27 protein-coding genes are annotated in these 25381 nt (G+C 64.2%); 14 read left to right on the top strand and 13 right to left on the bottom strand.

Translation table 11 applies throughout. The features are described from left to right. Window positions 1-85: 85 nt before the first annotated feature. Window positions 86-850, bottom strand: coding sequence for a L,D-transpeptidase (locus tag NKG95_RS26445; protein ID WP_353042934.1), 765 nt, complete (start codon window positions 848-850; stop codon window positions 86-88). Between the two features lie 188 nt (window positions 851-1038). On the opposite strand from NKG95_RS26445, the gene NKG95_RS26440 reads away from it, so the two are divergent. The 3 genes from NKG95_RS26440 (at window position 1039) to xylB (ending at window position 4644) form a co-directional block, all read left to right on the top strand. Further along, window positions 1039-1662 (top strand): LysE family translocator, encoded by a 624-nt coding sequence (locus NKG95_RS26440; protein WP_023718327.1) that lies wholly within the window; start codon window positions 1039-1041, stop codon window positions 1660-1662. 9 nt (window positions 1663-1671) lie between these two features. Next, window positions 1672-2997 carry a tetratricopeptide repeat protein gene (locus NKG95_RS26435; protein WP_353042933.1) on the top strand — a complete coding sequence of 442 codons (1326 nt, stop codon included), beginning with the start codon at window positions 1672-1674 and terminating at the stop codon, window positions 2995-2997. 192 nt (window positions 2998-3189) lie between these two features. Continuing rightward, window positions 3190-4644 (top strand): xylulokinase, encoded by a 1455-nt coding sequence (gene xylB / locus NKG95_RS26430; protein ID WP_353042942.1) that lies wholly within the window; start codon window positions 3190-3192, stop codon window positions 4642-4644. A 209-nt stretch (window positions 4645-4853) separates the two neighbouring features. On the opposite strand, the gene NKG95_RS26425 is transcribed toward xylB, so the two are convergent. Then, window positions 4854-5216: a nuclear transport factor 2 family protein gene (locus tag NKG95_RS26425; RefSeq protein ID WP_352484709.1), complete on the bottom strand. Its 363-nt coding sequence runs from the start codon at window positions 5214-5216 to the stop codon at window positions 4854-4856. A gap of 110 nt (window positions 5217-5326) precedes the next feature. Here NKG95_RS26425 and xylA point away from each other — a divergent pair, with 110 nt between their 5' ends. Beyond that, the gene (gene xylA / locus NKG95_RS26420; protein WP_023718323.1) at window positions 5327-6652 is read left to right on the top strand and encodes a xylose isomerase; all 1326 of its coding nucleotides are present in this window, start codon (window positions 5327-5329) and stop codon (window positions 6650-6652) included. A 127-nt stretch (window positions 6653-6779) separates the two neighbouring features. Here xylA and NKG95_RS26415 read toward each other — a convergent pair whose 3' ends face one another. Continuing rightward, window positions 6780-7412 carry a TetR/AcrR family transcriptional regulator gene (locus NKG95_RS26415; protein ID WP_352484707.1) on the bottom strand — a complete coding sequence of 211 codons (633 nt, stop codon included), beginning with the start codon at window positions 7410-7412 and terminating at the stop codon, window positions 6780-6782. A gap of 93 nt (window positions 7413-7505) precedes the next feature. On the opposite strand from NKG95_RS26415, the gene NKG95_RS26410 reads away from it, so the two are divergent. Both NKG95_RS26410 and NKG95_RS26405 read left to right on the top strand, forming a co-directional pair. Continuing rightward, the gene (locus tag NKG95_RS26410; RefSeq protein ID WP_023718321.1) at window positions 7506-8162 is read left to right on the top strand and encodes an O-methyltransferase; all 657 of its coding nucleotides are present in this window, start codon (window positions 7506-7508) and stop codon (window positions 8160-8162) included. A gap of 166 nt (window positions 8163-8328) precedes the next feature. Then, the gene (locus NKG95_RS26405) at window positions 8329-8538 is read left to right on the top strand and encodes a hypothetical protein (RefSeq protein ID WP_023718320.1); all 210 of its coding nucleotides are present in this window, start codon (window positions 8329-8331) and stop codon (window positions 8536-8538) included. Between the two features lie 6 nt (window positions 8539-8544). Here the strand turns inward: NKG95_RS26405 and NKG95_RS26400 are convergent, their stop codons facing one another. After that, complete coding sequence (locus tag NKG95_RS26400; protein ID WP_352591840.1) at window positions 8545-9525, bottom strand: GlxA family transcriptional regulator; 981 nt, start codon at window positions 9523-9525, stop codon at window positions 8545-8547. A 76-nt stretch (window positions 9526-9601) separates the two neighbouring features. Between NKG95_RS26400 and bcoG the strand changes: the two genes are divergently transcribed. From bcoG to NKG95_RS26365, 7 genes are all read left to right on the top strand, one after another. Next, window positions 9602-10513, top strand: a complete 912-nt coding sequence (gene bcoG, locus NKG95_RS26395) for a 3-dehydrocarnitine:acetyl-CoA trimethylamine transferase BcoG (protein ID WP_353042932.1) — start codon at window positions 9602-9604, stop codon at window positions 10511-10513. A 37-nt stretch (window positions 10514-10550) separates the two neighbouring features. Beyond that, complete coding sequence (locus NKG95_RS26390) at window positions 10551-11180, top strand: HD domain-containing protein (RefSeq protein WP_353042931.1); 630 nt, start codon at window positions 10551-10553, stop codon at window positions 11178-11180. Continuing rightward, window positions 11177-12250: a 3-hydroxyacyl-CoA dehydrogenase NAD-binding domain-containing protein gene (locus NKG95_RS26385; RefSeq protein WP_023718316.1), complete on the top strand. Its 1074-nt coding sequence runs from the start codon at window positions 11177-11179 to the stop codon at window positions 12248-12250. The genes NKG95_RS26390 and NKG95_RS26385 overlap by 4 nt, the downstream gene beginning before the upstream one ends. Window positions 12251-12254: 4 nt before the next feature. Continuing rightward, on the top strand, window positions 12255-13418 hold the full coding sequence (locus NKG95_RS26380; protein WP_352484702.1) for an acyl-CoA dehydrogenase family protein: 1164 nt from the start codon (window positions 12255-12257) through the stop codon (window positions 13416-13418). A gap of 64 nt (window positions 13419-13482) precedes the next feature. Then, the gene (locus NKG95_RS26375) at window positions 13483-15561 is read left to right on the top strand and encodes an acetate--CoA ligase family protein (protein WP_353042930.1); all 2079 of its coding nucleotides are present in this window, start codon (window positions 13483-13485) and stop codon (window positions 15559-15561) included. Next, entirely contained in the window at window positions 15554-16336 is a 783-nt protein-coding gene (locus NKG95_RS26370) for a carnitinyl-CoA dehydratase (protein ID WP_353042929.1), read from the top strand. The genes NKG95_RS26375 and NKG95_RS26370 overlap by 8 nt, the downstream gene beginning before the upstream one ends. Before the next feature lie 219 nt (window positions 16337-16555). Continuing rightward, window positions 16556-17494, top strand: a complete 939-nt coding sequence (locus tag NKG95_RS26365) for an alpha/beta hydrolase (RefSeq protein WP_353042928.1) — start codon at window positions 16556-16558, stop codon at window positions 17492-17494. A gap of 46 nt (window positions 17495-17540) precedes the next feature. Here the strand turns inward: NKG95_RS26365 and NKG95_RS26360 are convergent, their stop codons facing one another. The 4 genes from NKG95_RS26360 to NKG95_RS26345 form a co-directional block, all read right to left on the bottom strand. Next, window positions 17541-17807 carry a hypothetical protein gene (locus NKG95_RS26360; RefSeq protein ID WP_352495233.1) on the bottom strand — a complete coding sequence of 89 codons (267 nt, stop codon included), beginning with the start codon at window positions 17805-17807 and terminating at the stop codon, window positions 17541-17543. Between the two features lie 98 nt (window positions 17808-17905). Further along, window positions 17906-18688 carry a DUF899 domain-containing protein gene (locus tag NKG95_RS26355; protein WP_353042941.1) on the bottom strand — a complete coding sequence of 261 codons (783 nt, stop codon included), beginning with the start codon at window positions 18686-18688 and terminating at the stop codon, window positions 17906-17908. A 163-nt stretch (window positions 18689-18851) separates the two neighbouring features. After that, window positions 18852-19151: a hypothetical protein gene (locus NKG95_RS26350; RefSeq protein ID WP_353042927.1), complete on the bottom strand. Its 300-nt coding sequence runs from the start codon at window positions 19149-19151 to the stop codon at window positions 18852-18854. A 27-nt stretch (window positions 19152-19178) separates the two neighbouring features. Next, on the bottom strand, window positions 19179-19406 hold the full coding sequence (locus NKG95_RS26345) for a hypothetical protein (RefSeq protein ID WP_353042926.1): 228 nt from the start codon (window positions 19404-19406) through the stop codon (window positions 19179-19181). 99 nt (window positions 19407-19505) lie between these two features. Between NKG95_RS26345 and NKG95_RS26340 the strand changes: the two genes are divergently transcribed. Continuing rightward, entirely contained in the window at window positions 19506-20252 is a 747-nt protein-coding gene (locus NKG95_RS26340) for a GntR family transcriptional regulator (protein WP_352847704.1), read from the top strand. 11 nt (window positions 20253-20263) lie between these two features. Here the strand turns inward: NKG95_RS26340 and NKG95_RS26335 are convergent, their stop codons facing one another. The 5 genes from NKG95_RS26335 to NKG95_RS26315 all read right to left on the bottom strand — a co-directional run bounded on the left by NKG95_RS26335 (window position 20264) and on the right by NKG95_RS26315 (window position 25296). Next, window positions 20264-21922: an FAD-binding dehydrogenase gene (locus NKG95_RS26335; RefSeq protein WP_353042925.1), complete on the bottom strand. Its 1659-nt coding sequence runs from the start codon at window positions 21920-21922 to the stop codon at window positions 20264-20266. Between the two features lie 59 nt (window positions 21923-21981). Then, the gene (locus tag NKG95_RS26330; RefSeq protein WP_352484691.1) at window positions 21982-22968 is read right to left on the bottom strand and encodes a Gfo/Idh/MocA family protein; all 987 of its coding nucleotides are present in this window, start codon (window positions 22966-22968) and stop codon (window positions 21982-21984) included. A gap of 154 nt (window positions 22969-23122) precedes the next feature. After that, on the bottom strand, window positions 23123-23698 hold the full coding sequence (locus NKG95_RS26325) for a YceI family protein (RefSeq protein WP_352484690.1): 576 nt from the start codon (window positions 23696-23698) through the stop codon (window positions 23123-23125). Window positions 23699-23766: 68 nt separating this feature from the next. After that, on the bottom strand, window positions 23767-24345 hold the full coding sequence (locus NKG95_RS26320; RefSeq protein ID WP_352484688.1) for a cytochrome b: 579 nt from the start codon (window positions 24343-24345) through the stop codon (window positions 23767-23769). A 60-nt stretch (window positions 24346-24405) separates the two neighbouring features. Next, a complete protein-coding gene (locus NKG95_RS26315) occupies window positions 24406-25296 on the bottom strand; it encodes a LysR family transcriptional regulator (RefSeq protein WP_352591867.1) in 891 nt (296 codons plus the stop codon). Between the last annotated feature and the right edge of the window lie 85 nt (window positions 25297-25381).

Below are 25381 nucleotides of genomic sequence, written 5' to 3'. Positions count from 1 at the left end.
CCCGGGCGATGAAAATCGCAGGCACATTCGCCTGTCTTGCGGCATCGCGCAACGGCAGAGTGATCGCTGAAAGCGAAGCCGCCGGTCAGACGACGACGACCGGATTCTTCTTGGAGACGCGGCTGTAGAGATCGATGATGTCCTGGTTGATCAGGCGCACGCAGCCCGACGACATCGCCTGGCCGATGCTCCGCCATTCGGGCGAGCCGTGGATGCGATAGCCGGTATCGCTGCCGTTCTGATAGATGTAGAGGGCACGCGCGCCGAGCGGATTGTCGAGGCCGCCCGGCTGTCCGCTCTGCCATTTCACCAGCTCCGGCTTGCGGGCGATCATCTCGGGCGGTGGGGTCCAGACCGGCCATTCCTTGCCGTACTGGATGTTGGCGCGGCCCGACCAGCGGAATCCGTCCTTGCCGATGCCGACGCCGTAACGGATCGCTTCGCCGCCGGGCTGCACCAGATAGAGCAGCCGCTCCTGCGAGTGAACGACGATCGTGCCGGGTTGCTCGCCGGTCGGATCGACGACAATCTGGCGGCGGAACTCCGGCTTGACCTTGAGGTAGGGCACCTCCGGTACATTGAAGCCACCGTCGGTGAGCGAAGCGTACATCACGTCAGGGCTGGTGATGTTCTTGTCGACGCTGATGCTCGGACGCACGGGCCGGATCGAGCCGGTGGTGACATCGTCGAGCTGGAGCGACGGCAAGTCCAGCGTCTGGCTGCAGCCGGCGACGCCGAGCAGCGCCAGCGCGCCGGCGCCGGACAGCACCGTGCGACGGGAAAGCTGTATTTCGGTTTCGATTGCGTCGCCATTATGCGGCAGCGACAGACCGTGCGGCAACTCACCCATTTACCCAAACCCTACGCTATCGGCGGGAAACACGGTCCGGCCGGATAGCAGGCATTTTCACCAATCATGGTTGAAAAAGCGTGAAGGCCAGCCATCTGCCGTTAACGAGGGGCTTTTTCGGTTTTTGCCTCTTTACATCTTCGCGAGGCCAAGGATTTATCCTCTTCTTTGAGCTCAAGGAGAAGAAAATGTCCTTCGAAAACTGGGCCGCATTTGCCGCCGCCTCGGCAGTCCTTCTGGTCATTCCGGGCCCGACCATCCTGCTGGTGGTGTCCTATGCGCTCGGCCAGGGCTGGCGCACCGCGCTGCCGATGGCAGTCGGCGTGGCGCTCGGCGACTTCACCGCGATGACACTGTCGATGCTGGGCATCGGCGCGCTGCTGGCGGCGTCGGCGACCGTATTCACCGTGCTGAAGGTGATCGGCGCCGGCTATCTGATCTATCTCGGCATAAAGCTGTTTCGCGCCGGCGGCGCGCTGCGGGCCGAACCGCGCACCGATGCGGTGTCATCGGCCAAGATGACGGCACATGCCTGGCTGGTTACCGCGCTCAATCCGAAAAGCATCACCTTTTTCGTCGCCTTCCTGCCGCAGTTCCTCGACAGGCATGCGGATTTCTGGACACAGATGCTGATCTTCGAGACGACCTTCCTGGCGCTCGCCTTCGCCAATGCCTTCGGTTATGCGCTGATCGCCGCAAGGGCGCGCAACGTCGTGCGCAATCCAAAGGCGATCCGCATCTTCAACCGCACCGGCGGCACGCTGCTGGTCGGCGCCGGCATCGCCACGGTGGCGATGCGCTCGGGCAACTGAGGACACACCATGGCGGTCAGGGATGCATTTGGCCTAGCGCTGTCTGGCGCGACGGAAGCCGGGTTCTCGTCCTACAGCCGGGCTGTGCGCGAATTGCAGTGCTTCATCGGCGATCCTGTCGGTTCCGTTGACCGGGCAATCGCCGAAGATCCCGGCTTCGTCATGGCGCATGTGTTCAAGGGTTATCTGTTTGGCCTCGCCACCGAGCGTGAAGCGACGGCGGTGGCCAAGGCGTGTCACGAGGCAGCACTGGCGCTTGCCGCGACGACGCGCGAGCAGGCGCATGTCGCCGCGCTTGGCCATCTTGCGGAGGGACGCTGGCACGATGCCGCCCGCGTGCTGGAGGATATCGCCATCGAGTTCCCGCTCGATGCCCTGGCGCTGCAGACCGGCCACCAGATCGACTTCTTCACCGGCAATGCCCGCATGCTGCGCGACCGCATCGGCCGCGCGCTGCCGTCCTGGCAGAGCGGCATGCCGGGCTACCACGCCATACTCGGCATGCAGGCCTTTGGCCTGGAGGAAATGGGCGACTACGCGCGCGCCGAAAAGCTTGGCCGCACGGCGGTGGATCTCGAGCCGCGCGACGGCTGGGCCCAGCATGCCGTCGCCCATGTCATGGAGATGCAGTGCCGGCAGAAAGACGGCATTCTGTGGATGCGCGCCAACCCCGAAGCGTGGACGCGGGAAAGCTTTCTGCAGGTGCACAATTGGTGGCATCTGGCGCTGTTCCATTACGAACTCGGCGAGACCGACGACGTGCTGGCGCTCTACGACGGGCCGATCTATGGCGAGCGCTCGACGCTGGCGCTCAACATGGTCGATGCCTCGGCGATCCTGTGGCGCCTGCATCTCGGCGGCGTCGATGTCGGCGACCGCTGGACGGCACTGGCCGCCAACTGGTTGCCCAAGGCCAGCGCCGGCCATTATGCCTTCAACGACGCCCACGCAATGATGGCGTTTGTCGGCGCCGGCCTCGAAGCGCCGGCCTGCGGCTTGCTCGAGGCGCAGCGCGAGGCGATGCAGGGCAAAGACGACAACGCTGGTTTCACCAGGGATGTCGGCCATCCCCTGACGCTCGCCATCAAGGCATTCGGCGACGGTAATTATGCCGGGACGATCCGCCTGATCCGGCCGATCCGGGCGATCGCCCATCGCTTCGGCGGCAGCCACGCCCAACGCGACGTCATCGACCTGACGCTGATCGAAGCGGCATTGCGTTCCGGTGATGGCGCGCTGGCGCGGGCGCTTGCGGCGGAACGCGCGCTGGCACGGCCGGACAGCCCGCGGTCGGCACTGTTTTCACGGCGCGCAACCGCTCTCGCGGCGAATTGACCAAGGCCACATCTTGCCTTAAAAACTGCCCCGGCCAGATTTTTTCGAGCGTCGAAAAAATCTTCACGTGTTGACCGGAGCGCTTGTCCGACGGCACGATTGCCAGGGATATCTTCGCCGCCCGTGTCGCAGGACAGGGCGGGGAAGCAAGGAAGACCGTCGCCGCCAGGCATGACGGACATGGGAGGAAACATGTATCTCGGCCTCGATCTCGGCACGTCGGGCGTCAAGGCGCTGCTGATCGATGCAAGGCAGGGCATCGTCGGTTCCGGCCATGCGTCGCTCGACGTGTCGCGCCCGCATCCCGGCTGGTCCGAGCAGAACCCGGCCGAGTGGATCCGCGCCTGCGAAGCGGCGATCGCCGAGCTGCGATCCGCGCATGCGAAGGAGCTCGCGGCGGTCAAAGGCATCGGCCTTTCCGGCCATATGCATGGCGCCACCCTGCTCGACGCCGCCGACCAGGTGCTGCGCCCCTGCATCCTGTGGAACGACACACGCAGCCACGCCGAGGCGGCTGTACTCGATGCCGACCCCCGCTTTCGCCAGCTGACCGGCAACATCGTCTTTCCCGGTTTCACCGCGCCGAAGCTCGCCTGGGTGAAAAACAACGAACCGGCTGTTTTCGCCAAAGTGGCAAAGGTCCTGCTACCGAAGGACTTTTTGCGGCTCTGGCTTGCCGGCGAGCACATTTCGGAAATGTCGGATTCGGCTGGCACGTCGTGGCTCGATGTCGGCAAACGAGCCTGGTCCGCCGAACTGCTCGCCGCCACGTCGCTCGACGAAAGGCAGATGCCGTCATTGGTCGAAGGCACGGCAAAGGCCGGTACCTTGCGCAGCGAACTGGCTACGAAATGGGGTATGCAGGCGGGCATCCCGATCGCCGGCGGCGCCGGCGACAACGCAGCCTCGGCCTGCGGCATGGGCACGGTCGGCGCCGGCCAGGCTTTCGTCTCACTCGGCACGTCCGGCGTGCTTTTTGCCGCCAACGCGGCCTATCTGCCCAACCCGGAAAGCGCCGTGCATACATTCTGCCATGCCCTGCCCGGCACCTGGCATCAGATGGGCGTCATCCTGTCGGCAACCGATTCGCTCAACTGGCTATCGGCAATCGCGGGCAAAGGTGCTGGCGAGTTGACCGCCGAACTCGGCGATGCGCTGCAGGCGCCGACCGGTGTCTCCTTCCTGCCCTATCTCTCAGGCGAACGGACGCCGCACAATGATTCCGCCATTCGCGGCGCGTTTACGGGGCTTGCACACGAATCCGGCCGCGCGGCGCTGACCCAGGCCGTGCTCGAAGGCGTCGCTTTCGCTTTCCGCGACAGCCTGGAAGCTCTGGCCAAGGCCGGCACGACGCTGACCCGGGTGACGGCGATCGGCGGCGGCTCGCGTTCGCGCTACTGGTTGAAGGCCATCGCCACCGCGCTTGGCCTGCCCATCGATATTCCCGCCGACGGCGATTTCGGCGCCGCGTTCGGTGCGGCCCGGCTTGGTCTGATCGCGGCGACCGCTGCCGATCCGCGCGCCGTGTGCACGGCGCCGGCGACGGACGCCACGGTCGAGCCGGTCGCCGCCCTCGGCGACGCCTATGCGCAGGCCTATCAGCGCTACCGCCAGCTTTACCCGGCGATCAGGGCTGTAACCGCGTGAGCTGGCGCTTACCCCCCTCTGGCCTGCCCTCTTTGCCACCACTTGGCATCTCCCCCTCAAGGGGGGAGATCGGCAGCGTCGACGGCTATGCCAGTCTTGCAAGATCGGTGATTGGCGAAGGCGGAAAGGCCAGCCAATCTCCCCCCTTGAGGGGGAGATGCCCGGTAGGGCAGAGGGGGGTGCTTGGCCCCCACTTTGCCGAGATTTCCTCACTGCGCCGGCACCTTGTCGAGAAAGCCGGTGACGCTTTTCAGCCGGCCATTTTCGATGATGCCGATATCGGTGCCTTCGATGACGGGCTCGGTGCCGTCCGGCCCAAGGTTCCACGAAAAGCGGATGGCGTCAGCGAAGCCGTCCGGCTCGCCTTTCAGCGAGAACCTGAAGCCGGCAAAGCGCTGCTGCACGCCTTCGATCAGCGCGGCGATGCCGTCATGGCCGTCGCCCTGCATGATCGGATCGCGGTAGCCGACATCCTCGGTGAAAGTCGTCTTGAGCAAGGCTTTCCTGCGCGCGGCGTCACTCTCGTTCCAGGCGGCGATGTAGTTTTCGGCAATGGTGTTGAGGTCGGTCATGGTCTGTCTCCTTCGTTGGATGCTCTTGACATGAGCCTTTTCGACCAGCGCCAGCGCGAAACCAATTACGCTTGAGGTAATCAGGCCGAACCATGCGAGAGGAAAAGAACATGACCAGCGGTTTTTTCGGCGACATCCAACAGATCAAATATGAGGGACCGGATTCGACCAATCCGCTGGCCTACCGGTTCTACAATCCCGACGAGATCGTCGCCGGCAAGCGGCTGGAAGACCATCTGCGCTTTGCCGTCGCCTACTGGCATTCCTTTGCCTGGCCAGGCGGCGATCCGTTCGGCGGCCAGACGTTTGACCGGCCGTGGTTCCCCAAGGCCGGCGGTACCGACACGATGGAGCTGGCCAAGCTCAAGGCCGACGTCGCCTTCGAGATGTTTTCGCTGCTGGGCGCGCCTTATTTCTGCTTCCACGATGCCGATGTGCGGCCGGAGGGCCGGGACTTTTCCGAAAGTGCGGCGCGGCTCGACGAGATCGCCGATTATTTCTCGGGAAAGATGAAGCAGACTGGCGTCAAGCTGTTGTGGGGCACGGCCAACCTGTTCTCCAACCGCCGCTTCATGTCGGGCGCCGCCACCAATCCCGATCCGGACGTCTTTGCCTATTCGGCCGCGACGGTGAAACACTGCATCGACATCACCAAGCGGCTGAACGGCGAGAACTACGTGCTGTGGGGCGGCCGCGAGGGCTATGAGACGCTGCTCAACACCGACCTTGCCCGCGAGCAGGAACAGGCCGGCCGCTTTCTCAATCTGGTCGTCGACTACAAGCACAGGATCGGCTTCGAAGGCACCATCCTGATCGAGCCGAAGCCTCAGGAACCGACCAAGCACCAGTATGATTACGACGTCGCCACCGTCTATGGCTTCCTCAAGCGTTTCGGACTGGAGAACGAGGTCAAGCTCAACATCGAGCAAGGCCACGCCATCCTGGCCGGCCATTCGTTCGAGCATGAACTGGCGCTGGCCAATGCGCTCGGCATTTTCGGCTCGATCGACATGAACCGCAACGACTACCAATCGGGCTGGGACACCGACCAGTTCCCAAACAATGTACCGGAGATGGCGCTCGCCTATTATCACGTACTGCAGGCGGGCGGCTTCAAGACCGGCGGCACCAATTTCGACGCCAAGCTCAGGCGCCAGTCGCTCGATCCGCAGGATCTGCTGATCGGTCATATCGGCGGCATGGATTGCTGCGCTCGAGGCCTCAAGGCAGCGGCACGCATGGTCGAGGACAAGGCGCTGTCGGCGCCGCTCGCCGAGCGCTATGCCGGCTGGGATTCGGCCGAGGCCAAGGCGATGCTTGCCGGCAAGCGCACGCTGGAGGAAATTGCTGATCGCGTCGTCAAGGAGAAGATCGAGCCGCAGCCCCGATCCGGCCGCCAGGAACTGCTCGAGAACATCGTCAACCGGTACGTCTGAGGCGTGCCGTTTCGCGGCCGCATTTTCAGCGGCCGCGGATAAAGGCGGCTTCCGCGGGGCTGAAACCGACAAGGTTTGCCCCCTGCGAAACTTTCGGTCTGCTTGCTGACCGGGCCTGGCATTTGCCCTAGCCGTGATCGAGGCCTCTCAAATAGGCGCAGAACATGTCGGCCATGGCGTCGGCGTAGGCTTCAATCTCCGTGGCGGTTCGAGGCGCCTCCGAGAACTGCTTCCCCACCGTGCTCAGCGTCGTCATGACGAGGTCGCCGGCCAATTCGCGGGTCACTTGCGCGGCGTTGGGCAACGCCTCCTGCATGAAGAGCTGGATGGTGCGGTCTCCGGACGCCCTTGCCGCCCGCGCCTCAGGCGCGTCGCGGTAAAGCGGTGCGGCGTCGTCGAGCGCCACACGCACCGCGGCCTCGTCACACTCCGAGCGGAGGAAGGCGTGGACCAGGCCGCGCAGCCTTTCAAGCGGCGGTTTCCTGATATCCTCGAGGATGTCGCGCAGCAAATCGGTCGTCTGCCGCCATTCGTCACTCTGGAGCCGGAACAGGATCGCCGCCTTGTTCGGAAAATACTGATACAGCGATCCGACGCTGACACCGGCCTTCTCGGCCACCCGCGCCGTGGTGAAGCGCTGCGCGCCTTCCCTCGCCAAAACCTGAACAGCAGCCTCCAAAATCGCAGCAACGAGCTCCGCCGAGCGGGCCTGCTTGGGCTGTTTTCGCGAGGAAATCCGCGGACTTCGGTGATCGCTCATTGAGAGGCGCGCCAATGCGATTAGTGAATGCGAATGATTAGTCGTATTTTGAATGCCGCACAAGAACGCATTCAATTTTGACTGGAGACCAATATGACCACACTGACGACAACGCCGCTGGCGCCCCTGCTGGACCGCCTGTTCGAGGAAGCCGCTGCGGCAACGAGCCCTGCCGTGGCGGAGCTCTCCGCCGAGGAGCGGAGCCGCTTCATTCGGAGCAAGACCGAATACCTCGATTTCTACGGGCGGCTAAAGGATCTCTGGCTTCCCGTTTCGCGAGAGACCGGCACGCTGCTCTACATGCTGGCACGGAGCAGCGGCGCCCGGACGATCGTCGAATTTGGAACCTCGTTCGGCATCTCGACCCTGCACCTTGCCGCAGCCTTGCGGGACAATGGCGGCGGCCGCCTGATCACCAGCGAGTTCGAGCCATCCAAGGTGGCGCGCGCCAGGAGCAACCTCACAGCAGGCGGTCTCATCGACATGGTGGAAATCCGAGAGGGAGACGCGCTGCAAACATTAAGCGTCGATCTTCCCGAAACGGTCGACCTGCTGCTGCTCGATGGCGCCAAAGCGCTCTATCCCGAGGTCTTGACCCTAGTTGAAAGTCGCCTCAGGCCGGGCGCCTTGGTCGTTGCCGACAATGCCGATCTTTGCCCCGAATACCTCTCGCGGGTGCGCTCGACCGGAAGCGGCTACATGTCCACGCCGTTCGGCGAGGATGTCGAACTGTCCATGCGGCTCGGCTGACGCACCGCCTGATCTGTCGGAAAGATCGTGCCCAAGATGGGCGGCGGCGGACAAAACTTTGCCCGGCATCGCCCATCAATCGCCTCGCTCTTGCCTTCAAACAGCCGTCACGGAGTTCCTATAGTGTGGTTCGTGGCGGGAATCAGAAAGAAGGAGGCGAAACGATATGCAGCACGAACGCGAAATCGACGCCCTGCTCTCATCTGGCGAGGCCGGATCGATCATCGACCGGCTGATGGCGCTGCCGCACCCCAAGCATGGTGCGCTGAGTGCAAACGAATGGGATCGCGCGGTCGCCAGCCGCTTCGAGACCCATCTGGCGAGACAGATGCGCTCGCAGATCGACGGCAACAGCGTCCGCCAAGACGCTGCCTGATCCCCACTATCTCAGGCGCAGCCTGACCGGCGCTTCGCCGAACGCTCTTGAAAACGCTCTGGAAAATGCCGCGGCGGACGAAAACCCCGTTCGCCCGGCAATGTCCGCCATGGCGATGCGCGTATCGACCACCAGCCGGCGCGCGGCGCCGAGGCGCAGCCTGAGATAATAGGCGCCCGGCGTTTCGCCGATCGACTTGCGAAAGATACTTTCCAGCGTCCGCGCCGTCACCCCGGCGCGCTTGGCCACGGCGGCGACAGTCAGGGGCTGGTCGACATGCGCTTCCATCAGCCGGATGGCTTGCGCCAGCCTGGGATCGTAGCCGTCAAGACGGCCGAGCGAGACCAGCGGCTGCGCGTCCGTCGCGGCGCGCGCCTGGTCGTAGATGAAGACGCTCGCGACATCGAGCGCCACGGCCATGCCGAGCCGCGTGCGGATCAGATGCAGCATCAGGTCGAAGGTCGGCGAGGCGCCGCCAGAGGTGAATACGGGACCGTCGATGACGTAGCGGTCGGGGCGCACGTCGACGCCGGGAAAGGCCGAAGAAAAATCCTCCATATCCTCCCAGTGGGTGGTGGCGCTGCGCCCCTCCAGCAAGCCCGCGCGCGCCACCAGCCAGGTGCCGGCCTCGACGCCGCCGCAGGCGCGTGCCGCGCGCGCCGCCCGGCGCAGTCCGGAAAGCAAGGCTGAAGTGGCGTAGTTCTGCGTGCCGAAGCCGGCGACGACGACCAGCATGTCGGTTGTGTCAGCCGCATCGAAGCGGCCGCTGACCGCCACCGGCAGGCCGCATGTGGTGACCGGCGCCTCGCCTGTGACCGAGACCAGCCTGAAATCGAACAGCGTCTCGCCGGCAATACGGTTGGCGGCGCGCAACGGGTCGACGGCCGACGCGACGCACATGATCGACGAGCCGGAGAATACCAGCAGCGTCACCTTGAGCGGCAGACGTTCGGCACGAAAGATCGTCGGTTTTTCGGTTTTGGTCACATGATCTTCGTAAAACGCAAAACAGTTTCCGGCAAGTCAGGCATTCTTGCCCTACGTTCTATTGGGAGAGAGTCCGATGCCGTTAGCGATGAACCGTGAGGTCTTCATTACCTGTGCCGTGACCGGGTCCGGCAGTTCGCAGGACCGCAGCCCGCACGTGCCGCGCTCGCCCAAGCAGATCGCCGATTCGGCCATTGAGGCGGCAAAGGCAGGGGCTGCGATCGTGCACTGCCATGTGCGCGATCCCGAGACCGGCAAGCCTAGGCGCGACGTGCACCTCTACCGCGAGGTGACCGAGCGCATCCGCGCGGCTGACGTCGACGTGGTTTTGAACCTGACCGCCGGCATGGGCGGCGACATGGTGTTCGGCCCACCGGAAAAGCCGCTGCCGCTGAACGAAAAAGGCACGGACATGGGCGGCGCGACCGACCGCATGGAACATGTGCGCCAGTGCCTGCCGGAAATCTGTACGCTCGACTGCGGCACGATGAATTTCGCCGAGGCCGATTATGTCATGACCAACACGCCCGGCATGCTGCGCGCCATGGGCGGCATGATGACGACGCTCGGCGTCAAGCCGGAGATCGAGGCCTTCGACACCGGGCATCTGTGGTTTGCCAAGCAATTGGTCGAGGAACAAGTGCTGAAGCCGGAGGCGCTGGTGCAATTGTGCATGGGTGTGCCGTGGGGGGCGCCGGACGACCTCAACACCTTCATGGCCATGGTCAACAATGTACCGTCGACCTGGAACTGGTCGGCGTTCGCCATTGGCCGAAACCAGATGGCCTATGTCGCTGCCGCGGTGCTGGCCGGCGGCAATGTCCGTGTCGGGCTGGAGGATAATCTCTGGCTCGACAAGGGGGTGCTGGCGACAAATGCGCAGCTGGTCGAGCGGGCGGTCAGTATCGTGTCGAATATGGGCGCCAGGGTCATCGGCCCGGATGAGGTGCGAAAGAAGCTGAACCTGACGAAGCGCGCACCGCTTTGAGCAAGGGCGGGAAGAACCCGGTTGGGAGGAGCCGCCGATGAAGACCGTGAAGTTCACCGCCATGAAGGACGGCGACCGCGAGGATTATGCCTTCCTCACCGAGCATGAGATCGACCATGCGGCAAAGACCGGCGAGCGTCTGCTCGACGCGCTTGTCCAGCTCGACGAAGGGCTGTCGGGCTACAAGATCACCCGGCTCGGCCATTCGCTGCAGGCGGCGACGCGGGCCTGGCGCGACGGCGCCGACACCGACTGGATTGCCTGCGCCTTGCTGCACGACATCGGCGACATCTACGCGCCCTATAATCACGACGAGTATGCGGCGTCGATCCTGAAGCCCTTTGTACGCGAGCAATGCACCTGGGTGGTGGAAAAGCACGGCGACTTCCAGCGCCTCTATTACGCACATCACCTCGGCGGCAACCCGCACGCCCGCGACCGTTTCGCCGGGCACATTTATTTCCACGATTGCGATGAGTTTTGCGAGCGCTGGGACCAGTCGAGCTTCGATCCCGACTACGAGACATTGCCGATCGATTTCTTCCGGCCCTTGGTGCTCGAAGTGTTCGCGCGCAAGGCCTATGACGCGTCCGTGATCCGTGCCGGCGAGCGTGTCGCCCTCACCGACCCCGCAACAGCCAGCACAAGAACCGGAGCCTCCGCATGAGCATCATCAACAAGGCGGCAGCCATCGGCGGCGGCGTCATCGGCGCCGGCTGGGTCGCGCGGCTGCTGCTCAACGGAATCGACGTGTCGATCTTCGATCCCGACCCCGAGGCGTCACGCAAGGTCGGCGAGGTGATGAAGGGAGCGCGACGCGCCTACAAGCAGATGCTGCCCGGCGGCCTGCCGAAAGCGGGCAAGCTCACTTTCGCCAAGACGATCGCCGAGGCGGTCGCCGATGCCGACTTCATCCAGGAAAGCGTGCCGGAGCGGCTCGACCTCAAGCACCGCGTGCTGGCCGAGATCGACCTTTATGCGCCGGCCAACGCCATAGTCGGCTCCTCCACCTCCGGCATCAAGCCGACCGACATGCAGGTGGCGATGAAGAAGCATCCGGAGCGGTTGGTGGTCGGCCATCCGTTCAACCCCGTCTATCTCTTGCCACTGGTCGAAATCGTCGGCGGCGAACAGACCTTTCCCGAGGCGATCGAAGTCGCCAAGGAGATGTATGCCTCGATCGGCATGAAGCCGGTGGTGATCCGCAAGGAGATCGAAGCCTTTGTCGGCGACCGCCTGCTCGAAGCGGCCTGGCGCGAGGCGCTGTGGCTGGTCAAGGACGGCATCTGCACGGTCGAGGAGCTTGACGACATCATGCGCTATGGCTTCGGCCTGCGCTGGGCGCAGATGGGCATGTTCCAGGTCTATCGCGTCGCCGGCGGCGAGGCCGGCATGCGCCACTTCATGGCGCAGTTCGGCCCGTGCCTGAAATGGCCATGGACCAAGCTGATGGATGTGCCGGAGTTCAACGACGAATTGGTCGAGCTGATCGCGACCCAGTCGGACGACCAGGCGCACGGTCTGTCGATCCGCGAACTCGAAAAGATCCGCGACGACAATCTGGTCGCGATCATGGAGGCACTGTCGAAGCAGAACAAAGGCAAAGGCTGGGGCGCCGGCGCCCTGCATAAGGACTATACCAGGCAGCTGGCCAAGCTTGCGGCGAAGAAGCCCACCGCCTCCAAGGCTGCCGAGAAGGCCAAGGCTGAAAAGCCGAAGAAAAAGAAGAAAGGCTGAGACCATGGATTTTGGTCTTTCGGAGGAACAGAAGCTCATCGTCGAGACGACGCGGGCCTTCGTCGAGAACGAGCTTTACCCGCATGAGCGCGAAGTGGAGCGCACCGGCGTGCTGCGCCGTGAGCTGATCGAGGAGATCAAGGCCAAGGCGATCGAAGCTGGTCTCTATGCCGCCAACATGCCGGCCGATGTCGGCGGCGCCGGGCTCGATACGGTGACCTGGCTGCTCTATGAAAAGGAGCTCGGCCGCGCCAATTACGCGCTGCACTGGACCTGCGTGGCGCGGCCTTCCAACATCCTCCTTGCCGGCACGCCGGAGCAGCGCGAGAAGTATCTGTTCCCGTGCATTCGCGGCGAAAAATGGGATTGCCTGGCAATGACCGAGCCGGGCGCCGGCTCCGATTTGCGCGGCATGAAGGCAACCGCCGTGCAGGACGGCGACGACTGGGTGCTGAACGGCACCAAGCATTTCATAAGCCACGCCGACCTCGCTGATTTCGCCATCGTCTTCATGGCCTCGGGTGAAGAGGATTCTGCGCGCGGCAAGCGTAAGAAGATCACCGCCTTCTTCGTCGACAAGGGCACCAAGGGCTTTACCGTGCGCGACGGCTACCGCAACGTCTCGCATCGCGGCTACACCAATGCCATCCTCGAATTCGACGATTGCCGGTTGCCGGCCACTCAGGTTCTCGGCGAGGTCCACAAGGGATTCGATGTCGCCAATTCATGGCTCGGCGCGACGCGCCTGCAGGTCGGCGCCACCTGCCTCGGCCGCGCAGAGCGGGCGCTTGGCCACGCCATCGAATACGCCGCGCAGCGCCAGCAATTCGGCCAGCCGATCGGCAAGTTCCAGGGCGTGTCGTTCAAGCTCGCCGACATGGCGACCGAGCTGAAGGCCGCCGACCTGATGGTGTTCGAAGCCGGCTGGAAGTACGATCAGGGCACCGTTACCGACCAGGACATGGCCATGGCCAAGCTGAAGGCCACCGAGATGCTCGCCTTCGTCGCCGACGAGGCGATCCAGATCCATGGCGGCATGGGGCTGATGGACGATCTGCCGCTGGAACGCATCTGGCGCGACGCCCGCGTCGAGCGCATCTGGGAAGGCACCTCGGAAATCCAGCGCCACATCATCTCGCGGGCGCTGCTGCGCCCGTTCGGGGGCTAGAGCATGATCCCAAAAAGTGGAATCCGGTTTTTGGAAAAGATCATGCTCAAACGAAAAGATGACGATGCACAAACTTGAGCGGCTTTTGCGCCCACGAACGATCGCAGTCTTCGGTGGCGTGCAGGCTGCTGCCGTCGTCGCGCAGTCGATCAAGATGGGCTTTGCCGGCGAGATCTGGCCGGTGCATCCAAGCAAGGACGAGGTCGCCGGCCGCAAGGCCTATCGCTCGGTGGCCGAATTGCCCGGTGCGCCGGATGCCGCTTTCATCGGCGTCAACCGGCACTTGACCATCGAAGTGGTCAAGGCGCTGGCCGAGCGCGGCGCCGGCGGTGCGGTCTGCTTCGCCGCCGGCTTCCTCGAAACCGAGGCCTATGACGAGGACGGCGAGCGGCTGCAGGCCGAGCTGGTCGCGGCGGCGGGTCCCATGCCGATCATCGGGCCGAACTGCTATGGGCTGATCAATTACGCCGACGGCGCGCTTTTGTGGCCCGACCAGCATGGCGGCATCAGGCTGCCTGAAGGCGGTCGCGGCGTTGCCATCATCACCCAGTCGTCGAACATCGCCATCAACATGACGATGCAGAAGCGCGGCCTGCCGATCGCCTTTCTGATGACCGCCGGCAACCAGGCGCAGACCGGGCTTTCCGAAATGGCGCTCGGCCTGATCGAGGACGACCGCGTCACCGCGCTCGGCCTGCATATCGAGGCTTTTGATTCGGTAGCCGGCTTCGAAAGGCTGGCGGCACGGGCACGAGAGCTGAAGAAGCCTGTTATCGCCATGAAGGTCGGCCGCTCCGAGCAGGCGCGGCAGGCGACCGTCTCGCATACCGCGTCGCTGGCCGGCTCGGACGCAGCGTCCGGCGCGTTCCTGAAGCGGCTCGGCATCGCCCGCATCGATTCGATCCCGGCCTTCATCGAGGCGCTGAAGCTGCTGCACGTCACCGGTCCCCTGCCCGGCTACCGCCTGTCGTCGATGAGCTGTTCGGGCGGCGAGGCGTCCGTCATGGCCGACAGCGCCGAAGGCCGCTGGGTGACCTTTCCGCCTCTCACCGCCGAGCGTCGCATTCAGGTCAAATCGACGCTCGGGCCGCTGGTCGCGGTGGCCAACCCGCTCGACTACCATACCTTCATCTGGAACAACGAGCCGGCGATGACCGCCACCTTCACCGCCATGGTGTCTGGCGGCTTCGACCTCAACATGCTGGTGCTCGACTTTCCGCGCCCCGACCGCTGCTCCGACACCGACTGGTGGGCGACGCTGCGCGCCTTCGAAGCGGCGCTGAAGACCAACAGCGCGCAAGGCGCGATCGTCTCCTCGCTGCCGGAGAACCTGCCCGAGGAATACACTGCAGGGCTGATGGCGCGGGGCATGGTGCCGCTGTTCGGCATTTCCGAGGCCATGGACGCCGCCCAGGCGGCAGCCTTCATCGGCTGGGCGTGGCGCGAGCCGCTGGCGCAGCCGATCGACACCTCGGCGTCTGGCGCGCCGGCCGGCGACCATGTCACCCCGGACGAGGCGGAGGCGAAAGCGCGGCTCATCGAGGCCGGGCTCCCGGTGCCGAAGGGCGAGCGCGCCGGCAACGCGGTCGAGGCTGTGATCTCCTCGATGGCGCTCGGCTTCCCGGTGGCGCTGAAGGCTCTTGGCGTCATCCACAAATCCGAGCTCGACGCGGTCCGGCTCAATTTGAGGGATGCCGAATCCGTCAGCACCGCCGCCCATGATCTCGGCCCGCTCGGCACCGGCCTTTATGTCGAGCGCATGGTGCGCGATGGCATCGCCGAGCTGCTGGTCGGCTTCACCCGCGACCCGATGTTCGGCGCGGTGATGACGCTCGGCACCGGCGGCGTGCTGGTCGAGCTGTTGCGCGACAGCGTCACGCTCATGCTGCCGGCGACCCGCGATGATATCGAGGCCGCTTTGCGCGGGCTGAAACTGTTCCCGCTGCTCGACGGCTATCGCGGCCGGCCGAAGGCCGATGTCACGGCGGCAATCGAGGCGATATCGGGCATTGCCGGCTTCGTGCAGCAAAATGCCGGCGAGATCGAGGAACTCGACATCAATCCGCTGATCGTCTGCGCCGAGGGCAAGGGCGCCTGGATCGCCGACGCGCTGATGGTGCTGGGAGGCAAGAAGAATGGCTGAAATCATCACCACCCGCCGCGAGGGCACGATCTTCGAAGTCACGCTTGACCGGCCCAAGGCCAATGCCATCGACCTGAACACGTCGCGGCTTATGGGCGAGACTTTCAAGGCGTTTCGCGACGACCCGGATTTGCGCGTCGCCATCGTCAAGACCGCCGGTGACAAGTTCTTCTGCGCCGGCTGGGACCTGAAGGCTGCTGCCGGCGGCGACGCGGTTGACGGCGACTATGGCGTCGGCGGCTTCGGCGGGCTGCAGGAATTGCGCGACCTCAACAAGCCGGTGATCGCCTGCGTCAACGGCATGGCGGTCGGCGGCGGTTTCGAACTGGCCCTATCCTGCGACCTCATCTATGCGTCGGACCACTCCTCCTTCGCGCTGCCCGAAATCCGTGCCGGCACGCTGGCCGATGCGGCGACGATCAAGCTGCCGAAGCGCATCCCCTACCATGTCGCCATGGACCTTTTGCTCACCGGCCGCTGGATGGATGTCGCCGAGGCGCATCGCTGGGGCCTGGTCAACGAGGTGCTGCCCAAGGACAGGCTGGAGGACCGCGTCTGGGAGATCGCGCGGCTGCTCGCCAGCGGCCCGCCGCTGGTCTTCGCCGCGATCAAGGAAACGGCCAGGGTCGCAGAATCGCTGACGTTCCAGGACGCGATGAACCGGGTGACGCGCCGGCAGCTGCCAACGGTTGACGCACTCTACGGCTCGGAGGACAATCTCGAGGGTTTTCGCGCCTTTGCCGAGAAGCGCGACCCGGTGTGGAAGGGGAAGTGACGCTGCGGAGATGATGGCGATCCTTCACACCCCCCTCTGCCCTGCCGGGCATCTCCCCCGCAAGTGGGGAGATCGGATGTCGCATCGGATTTCGCCAATTTCCAGCGTTGCAGGACAAGCGGCAAGGCCAAAGCTGCCGATCTCCCCCCTTGCGGGGGAGATGGCCGGCAGGCCAGAGGGGGGTGTCCAAGCTCAACCTTGGCGGCCCATTCGGCGCCCATGACCAACTACAAAACCCTCATCGACGCCGAGACCTGGGCCTTCATCGAGCGGACCAATTCCTATTATCCACCCGATACGATCGACTACACCATCGCCGAGCAGCGCGAGATCTATAACCGGATGTGCCGCGAGTTCTTTGCCGGCTATCCCCAAGGCGTCACGGCGGAAACCACCGCCATTGCCACACCCTGGCACATCCCGATCCGCGTCTACCGCGCCCCGGCGCCGGAAACAGCGGCGATGGTGCTTTATTTCCATGGCGGCGGTTTTGTCCTCGGCGGGCTCGATAGCCATGACGACCTCTGCGCCGAGCTTTGCAGCCGCACCGGCTACGAAGTGGTTTCGGTCGACTACCGGCTGGCGCCGGAACACCTTCATCCGGCCGCCTTCGACGATGCCATCAGCGCCTTCGAATGGGCGTCGACCACCTACGAGCGTCCTATCCTGCTGTGCGGCGATAGCGCCGGCGGCAATCTCGCCGCCGCCGTCAGCCACGCGACGCGCGGCCATGCGCGCAAGCCGATCGGCCAGATTCTGGTCTATCCCGGCCTTGGCGGCGACAGCTCCGCCGGCTCCTACGTCACCCACGCGGAAGCGCCGATGCTTAACGTGCGCGACCTCGTTTTCTACAGGGACATCAGGACCGGGGGCGAGGACCGCACCGGCGATCTCACCTTGTCGCCGCTCGCCGACGCCGACTTTGCCAATCTGCCGCCCACCGTCGTGATCACCGCCGAATGCGACCCGCTGTCGTCGGACGGCGAAGCCTATCGCGACCGCATCGTTGCCGCGGGCGGACGTGCCTGGTGGCTCGAGGAGCCGGGGCTGGTGCATGGCTATTTGCGCGCCAGGCACACGGTCGGCCGCGCCCGCTCGAGCTTTACCCGGATTGTCGATGCAGTGACGGTTCTGGGGAAGGGCGAATGGATCTGGTGAGGGATGTCCTCCTCACCCCGACGGGCTTTTATCCGCCGGGATAGCTCTACTTGCGGCTGCGTCGCCGCCCGGAAACCCGCCTCAGCCAAGGCCCCAAATGAAAGGCGCTCATCAGCAGGTACATCGGGACCATGCCGCCCAGCGGTGAGGTCTCTTGCCCGGTCGAGCACATCATATCCGGCGCGCCGCCGAGCAGTGTCAACAACGCCATGGTTGCGAAGGTCGGCGCGGCGGCGAAGGACAGCCAGTCGGCTGCGCCAAGGGCGGCCGGGCTCGCATCGCCGCCGGATCCGCCTGCATGAATCTCGCTCATGTCCGTTGTCCCTGGTAGTGAGCGGGATGCGTTCGAATGAACAGCGCATCCCGCTCCTCCATTTGTCTTAGCCGCATTTCTGCGACGCCAAAGATGTTCTATTCGGTGCGATTCCGGAACGCGGCCTCTCCGGCGTCCGATATCTCGACCCATTTTTTGTCGGGGACGGCTTCGGCGCCGTAATTGTCGTGCCAGTTCCACCACTTGTATGTCGGCGTCTGCGGATAGCCCTCGGGCGAATCCTCCCAAACCTCCTGGCGGCCGAGCGGCGTCAGGTCGAGGTAGCTCCATACGGTCCCCATCGCCTCGTCGCCGCGGTTGTTGATGAAGTAGGTGCGGAACACGCGATCGCCGTCGCGGATGAACACGTTGTGGCCGTGCCACTCGTCAACGCCGAAATCAGCATCGAAGCTGTCGGTGATGGTGTACCAGGGCATCTTCCAGTCCATCCGCGCCTTTAGCCGCGCAATGTCGGCCTGCGGTGCGCGCGAGGCGTAGGCAAGCGTGGTGTCGCGCGCGTTCAAATGGGCGAGATTGCCGACCTGATCCGCCCCCAGCGAACAGCCGCGGCAGGCGTGATCGGGCCAGCCAAATACGCCGGGCTCGAAGAAGGCACGGTAGACGACCAGCTGGCGGCGGCCCTCGAACAGGTCGAGCAGGCTCACCTTTCCGTCAGGCCCTTCGAACGTATAGGACTTCTCCACCGCCACCCATGGCATCCGCCGGCGCTCGGCGGCCAGTGCGTCGCGAGCCCGGGTCACGGTCTTCTCCTTCACGAGCAGTTGCTGGCGCGCGGCCTCCCACGCGTCAGGCGAAACCACCGGTGGTGTCTTCATCGCGAGCCGCGTCGCCTGCTCGCCTGTGCCATTCTGATGTGCCATCATTGTGCATCTCCCTTGCTGGTTTGTCGCCGCACCGGCGCGACGTGTTGGGTCGTGAGATAGGATAGGGGCTGATAGCGGATTGGCGAGAGTGACAAGTGTGACGCGATTCCGACGGGTTCGCTGATCACGGCCAATTTCGCCGCCAGCGACGCCTCTGCGCTCATTCGCGCCCGGACTGCTGAATGGGCCGTGCGCCGGCCAGGTAGCGGTCATTGTCAAACGGCTCGGCCTGGTTGCTTTCCGGGCTCCACAGCTGCCGGTGGGTTCGTGTGAGATCGCCGAGGTAGACATGCAGCGCACCCGATCGCGCGCTGCCGGTATTCGCAACCGAATGCACGGTATTTGAGGCCATGTGCACCACGGCAGGCGCTGCGATGTCCTGCCTTTCCGGGACATCGAGTTCGCTGCCGGCAACAGGATAGATGAAGTTCGTCTCGCTGCCCTTGTAGATGCCGATCAAGGCATCCATCAGGTGGTTATGAGGCGGCTACTGCAGGCCGGGCGACAGCGTGATGTGATAGATCGTCAGGTTAGGGCTCGCATGCAGAAGCACCTCGTCGTCGTCTTCTTCGTGAGCGAGTGTTCCCGATGCGTGAAAACGGTTCGTGTAGTCGCCCAGGACCGTCCTTACCGCTTCGAGGGGATCTGGGCCTCTCGCGGCATTGACGATATCATCGGCAACGGCGTAGAGAGGTGAGTTGGCGGCTAAAGGCATATCAGTTATCCTCCCTGAGATGCTCAGATTATCAATCTGAGGTGCTCACGCTAGCGAATGCTGAGGCCAGCGTCAACGGGACAGCCAGACGGACAGAATATGAAAACGACGAAGTTGACCGCCGAACCGGCAGGGCCGGCCACGGCCGAGGCGACAGCACTGTCAGCCGCCGACGTCCTTCGCAGGGAACAGGCATATGAGCAGCTGAGGAACGACATCATAGCCTGTGTGCTGCGCCCCGGCGAAGCGCTCACCGAGAAACAGATCGGCGATCGATACCTGATCAAAAAGGCTACCATCCGCGCGGCGTTGGCCCGCCTGATGCAGGAAGGGCTGGTCAGGAGCGAGCCGCGCCGCGGCTACGTCGTTGCGACGCTCAGCCTGCGCGACGTCAACGAGATCTTCGATGTCCGCAGCTTGATCGAACCGGAAGTGTTCAGGGTGGCGGCATCGAACATGACCGAGCGCGGGCTCGAGGATGTTAGGCTGGCAGCGCAAAAAGTGCTGAAGCCGGAGACGCTACGCAGCCACATTGCCTTCCTTGCGGCCGATCGTGCTTTTCGCCTGGCCCTTGCGGAGCTCTCGGGAAATTTGCGGCTGGCGCATCTCCTGGACCAGATACTCGACCAGTCGGCGCGGGTTCTCCACCTGGGCTTCAAGTCGCGCGACTTCACCCAGTTGATCATCGCCCAGCAAAAGGAACTGGTTCTTGCCTGCGAGGCAGGCGACGTTTCCGCCATCGTCAAACTTGCCCGTGCGCAGTGCCTGTTCCTCAAGAAGCAGGTGCTCGAGGCTTTGCTTGCCGGTTCCAAGCTTCAAGACGTCAATTTGCAACCCTTCGCCTAAAGCGCCTTGTTTCACCCCACCGCTCGCGCCGCTGCCCGTCCGGCACTGCGGCCGGAAAAGATGCAGCCGCCGAGAAACGTACCTTCGAGCGCTGCATAGCCGTGCATGCCGCCGCCGCCGAAACCGGCGGCCTCGCCCACCGCGTACAGCCCTTCGACCGGTTGGCCGCCGGCGCCCAGCACGCGGCTGTCGAGGTCCGTCTCAAGCCCGCCGAGCGTCTTGCGGGTCAGGATGCCGAGCCTGACCGCGATCAGCGGGCCATTGGCGGGATCGAGCAGCTTGTGCGGCCTTGCGGTACGGATCAGCCGGTCGCCGAGATAGGCGCGCGCGCCGCGCAGCGCGGTAATCTGCATGTCCTTGGAGAACGGATTGTCGAGCTGCCGGTCGCGAGCGCGGATTTCGCGCTCGACCTGCGCCAGTTCGAGCAGCGGCTCGCCGCCGGCCAGTGCGTTCATGCGGGCGACCAGCGCCGGCAGTTCGGCCTCGACGATGAAATCCTCGCTCTTCTCCATGAACGCCTTGACCGGCGCGGGCACGCCGCTGGTGGCACGGCCAAGCACCTGGCGCCAGCTTTTCCCGGTCAGATCGGGGTTCTGCTCGGAGCCCGACAGCGCGAACTCCTTCTGGATGATCTTTTTGGTCAGGATGAACCAGGAATAGTCGAAGCCCGTGCTCATGATGTGGCTGAGCGTCGCCAGCGTATCGAAGCCGGGATAGAGCGGCACCGGCAGGCGTTTGCCGCGCGCATCGAGCCACAGCGATGACGGGCCGGGCAGGATGCGGATCGCATGGTCGGTCCAGAGCGGCGCCCAGTTCCTGATGCCCTCGACATAGTGCCACATGCGGTCGCGGTTGATGAGCCTGCCGCCGGCAGCCTCGGCGATCGCCAGCATGCGGCCGTCGACATGGTCGGGAACGCCGGTGATCATGCGTTTTGGAGGCGCACCCAGCCGTTGCGGCCAATTCTCCCGGACCAGCTCGTGATTGGCGCCGATGCCGCCGGAGGCGACGATGACGGCCTGCGCCTTCAACTCGAAATCGGCTGTGATCTCGCGCGAGCTCTTGCGGCCGCGCTCGGCATCGCTCGCCGCCAATATGTCGCCGCGCACGCCGTCGACGACGGCGCCCGTCCGGGTCAATTCGTTAACCCGGTGACGGAATTTGAAGCGGATCAGCCCACGCTTAACGGCCTCGCGCACGCGCTGCACGAACGGTTCGAGCACACCAGGCCCGGTGCCCCAGGTGACATGGAAGCGCGGCACCGAATTGCCGTGGCCGGCGGCATTGCCGCCGCCGCGCTCGGCCCAGCCGACCACCGGAAAGAATTTCAGGCCGCGCTGCATGAGCCAGGAGCGCTTCTCGCCGGCGGCGAAGCCGACATAGGCCTCAGCCCAGCGGCGCGGCCAGAGATCTTCCGTGCGGTCGAAGGCTGCAGTGCCCAGCCAATCCTCGAGCGCCAGCTCATACGAATCGCGGATGCGCATGCGCCGCTGTTCGGGCGAATCGACAAGGAAGATGCCGCCGAGCGACCAGAACGCCTGGCCGCCAAGCGACTGCTCCGGCTCCTGCTCGACGATGATGGTCTTCTTGCCGGCCTCAGTCAGTTCGGCCGCCGCGACAAGACCGGCAAGGCCGGCGCCGACAATGATCACATCCGCGTCGTTTGGCATCTATTTGGCCATGATCTCGTCCAAAAACCGGTCCCTCATTTTTTGGGATCATGGCCGGCCTAGACTGTCTCCCAGCCTTCCTTCTCGCCGGCGCGGAAGATGGCATCGATGACCTTCTGGTTGAGCACCGATTCTTCCAGGGTGAAAACGCGGTCCTTGCCGCCCTGTGCCGCCCGCGCGAAGGCCTCGACTTCCAGCCGGTATTGCTGCGTGCCGGGAAAGCGGAATACCTGCGCCTCGCTGTGGTTCTGGTTGTGCAGCTCGACGCGGTGATGGTCATAGAGCCCGGCGTTGAACGGTGAGAACACCTCGATGAATCCCTTCTCGCCGTGGAACACCATCACCTGGCGTGCCGCCATCTGCGTCGACAGGTAGAATGACAGCTCGAAATCGCCGAAATCGGCGCGGATCGAGGAATAGATGTCGGTGCCGAACGTCTTGTCGCGCTCGATCGTCGCCTGGACGCGCAGCGGCTCCTTGCCCGTCGAAAAGCGTGTCGACACCGTCGGGTAGACACCGATGTCGGGCAGCGCGCCGCCGCCGAGATCGAGCTTGTTGCGCATGTTGTTGGGGTCGACATTGTAATAGGAGAACGCGCCCTGGACATGGCGCAGCCGGCCGATGGCGCCGTTGGCGATCAGCTCGCGCACCTTGATCCATTGCGGATGGTAGACGACCATGAAGGCTTCGCAGACCAGCACCTTCCTGGCATCGCGCAGCTTGATCAGCGGCGGAATATCCTTGGCATCGAGCGCCAGCGGCTTTTCGACCAGAACATGCTTGCCGGCCTCGATCGCCTTGGCCGTCCATTCGACATGCTGCGAGGTCGGCAGCGGAATGTAGACGCCGTCGATGTCGCTGGAGGCGAGCAGCTCCTCATAGGAGCCGAAAGCGTGGCGCGCGCCGAAGCGTTCGCCCAGTGCCCGGGCTTTCGACAGATCGCGGCTGGCGATCGCCGACAGCACGCCGTTCTCCGCCTCGACGATTGCCGGCAAAAGCTGCTCGCGGCCGATCTTGGCCGTCGACAAAACACCCCATCGGAACATCAGATTTCTCCTCTCGATTGCAGGCCTGGAGGTTTGCCCTAATTCAGGAGAAAAGCCAATGCGGGAGCCTGGCGGCGAACAGGGCGATCATCTGCGGCTTTTCCGGATGCCGGCGCTGCCCTTGCGGGGGCGACGAACCCAGGTCCTGCAAAGACTATCCCCTTCTACCCGTCAGCGTCATGTCGAAGTCGACGACGTTGGAGTAAATCGGCGTGCCGACATCCATGCCGTAGCGCGACCGCAACACCTTGCCGGTGACATGGAATTTTATCGTGCCCGCCCTGAGGCCGCCGAGCTCGGCCGTGAACTTTTCCTGAAAGGTCTTGCCGCGCGCCGTCAGCCGGCCGGTGACAAGGGCTGACGTGGCGCCGGTGCGTTTGACGCTGGTCGAACGGAACTGGATCTCCGGATTGTTGGCCGCGTCGAAAACCGCGTCCGAGCGAAGAAAGGCGTCGATGCGACTTTGGCCGGTACCGACGCTTTCGGGGAAGATGGTGAAATTGACCTGGGACCGGCCGACATCGCTGTTGTCGATGAGGATACTGCCCTTGAAGCGGGAGAAAGCACCGTCGAGCCCTCCGCCGCCGAGCTTGCCGATCGAGAAGTGGATGCTGGAACTCCCCGGGCTGATGGTGTAGCTGCCGGCCGCGTCGCCAAGGGCGACGGCGGCGAAAACAGGCATAGCAAAACAAGCGGCGGCTGCCGCAAATCCGAAGATGCGCGCGTACATGGAAATGGTCCTCTTGGCAGGCAACGCTTTCTTGCGTCCTCGCCCCATGAACGAATGAGCCGCCCGCTCTATTCCGTGTCGCGATGTGACGAAGCCGTGATCATGCGCATCAGCACGGTATCCCTCAGCCAGAAATGATGACGCAGCGCCGCGGCCAGATGCAAAGCGACAAGTCCGATGCCGGCATAGGCGAGATACCAGTGCGTCGCTGCCCAGAAGCTTTCAGCCACGTCCGATTCGCCAAGCGGCAGATTGGGCATAACAAACAGATTGAACGGCACGCTCGGGATCTCCAGCACCGAGACCGAGACCAGCGCCCAGCCGGACAGCGGCAGAGCGAGCTGAAACGCATAAAGCGCAAGATGGACAAGTGGCGCGATGCGGCGCTCGAACGGGCCGACCGAGCGCGGCAGCGGCGGGGCCGGTCTGCCAAGGCGCCAGGCGATGCGCAGGATGACCAGCCCAAGCAGCAGGAAGCCGAAGGATTTATGCAGCTGGATCAGTTCGAAGGCGGTGCGCTGGCTGGACAGTCGCACCATGACGAAGCCGAGCACGAACTGGCCGATAAAGAGCGCCGCGATCAGCCAGTGAAGGATGATCGCCGTCCAGCCGTAGCCGGTGGCCTGGTTTTTGGGCAGTGCTGACATGGTCGGTGAACGAATGCCAGGTCGGCTTTCTTCCACCTCTCCCTTGTGGGGAGGGTTGGCTTACTCGCCGACCTTGAAGAAATCAACAAAGGCCCTGAGCGCCGGCCGCATCTGGCGGCGGCTTGGGTAATAGACGAAGAAGCCGTCGAAAGGCGGGCACCAGTCCTCCAGCACGCGAACAAGCTTGCCAGCGGCGAGCGCGTCGCGGACATAGTCCTCGAACACGAAGGCGAGCCCGGCGCCGTCGACTGCGGCGTTGGCAATCAAATGGTCCTCGTCGAGGATCAGCGGCCCTTGCACCGGGATTTCGATCTCCTCGCCGTTCTTCTCGAATTCCCAGCGATAGAGAATGCCGCTGGAGAAGCGGAAGCGGATGCAGCGGTGACCGGCAAGATCGCGCGGATGCTGCGGCTTGGGCCTGGTCTCGAAGTAGGATGGCGCGCCGACCACGGCGCCGCGAAGGTTCGGCCCGATGCGCACGGCGATCATGTCGCGCTGCAGGCTCTCGCCCAGTCGCACACCGGCATCGAAGCCGCCCTCGACCACATCGGTGAAGCGGTCCTCGATGACGATCTCCAGCACGATCTCCGGATAAGCGGCGGCAAAGGCGCCGAGTCTTGGCGTCAGCGTCAGGTGGGCCGCGGTGCGCGGCACGGTCAGCCTGAGATTGCCGGCCGGCCGGTCGCGCGCCTCGATCGCCGATTCCAGCGCCAGATCGATCTCCGATAGCGCCGGCCTGAGACGTTCGAGCAGTTGCGCGCCTTCCTCGGTCGGAGCGACGCTGCGCGTGCTGCGCGCCAGAAGGCGCACGCCGAGGCGCGCTTCGAGGCTGGAAACCGCGTGGCTGACCGCCGATGGCGCGATTGCCAGCTCCTTGGCCGCGCCGCGAAAACTGCCGCATTGGGCGACCGTTGCCAGTACAGCGAGCTGTGAAAGATGGGTTCGCTTCATTGATCTATTTTTTGGAACAGCCTGTGCAAATGAGAGCCGATTATCGAACGCAGCGCAAGACGCTATCTCTGCGGCATCACAACCA

Source organism: Mesorhizobium sp. M1423, from assembly GCF_040317575.1.
In the GTDB taxonomy this organism is placed as follows: domain Bacteria; phylum Pseudomonadota; class Alphaproteobacteria; order Rhizobiales; family Rhizobiaceae; genus Mesorhizobium.
This window is presented reverse-complemented; position numbering and strand designations above follow the sequence as displayed.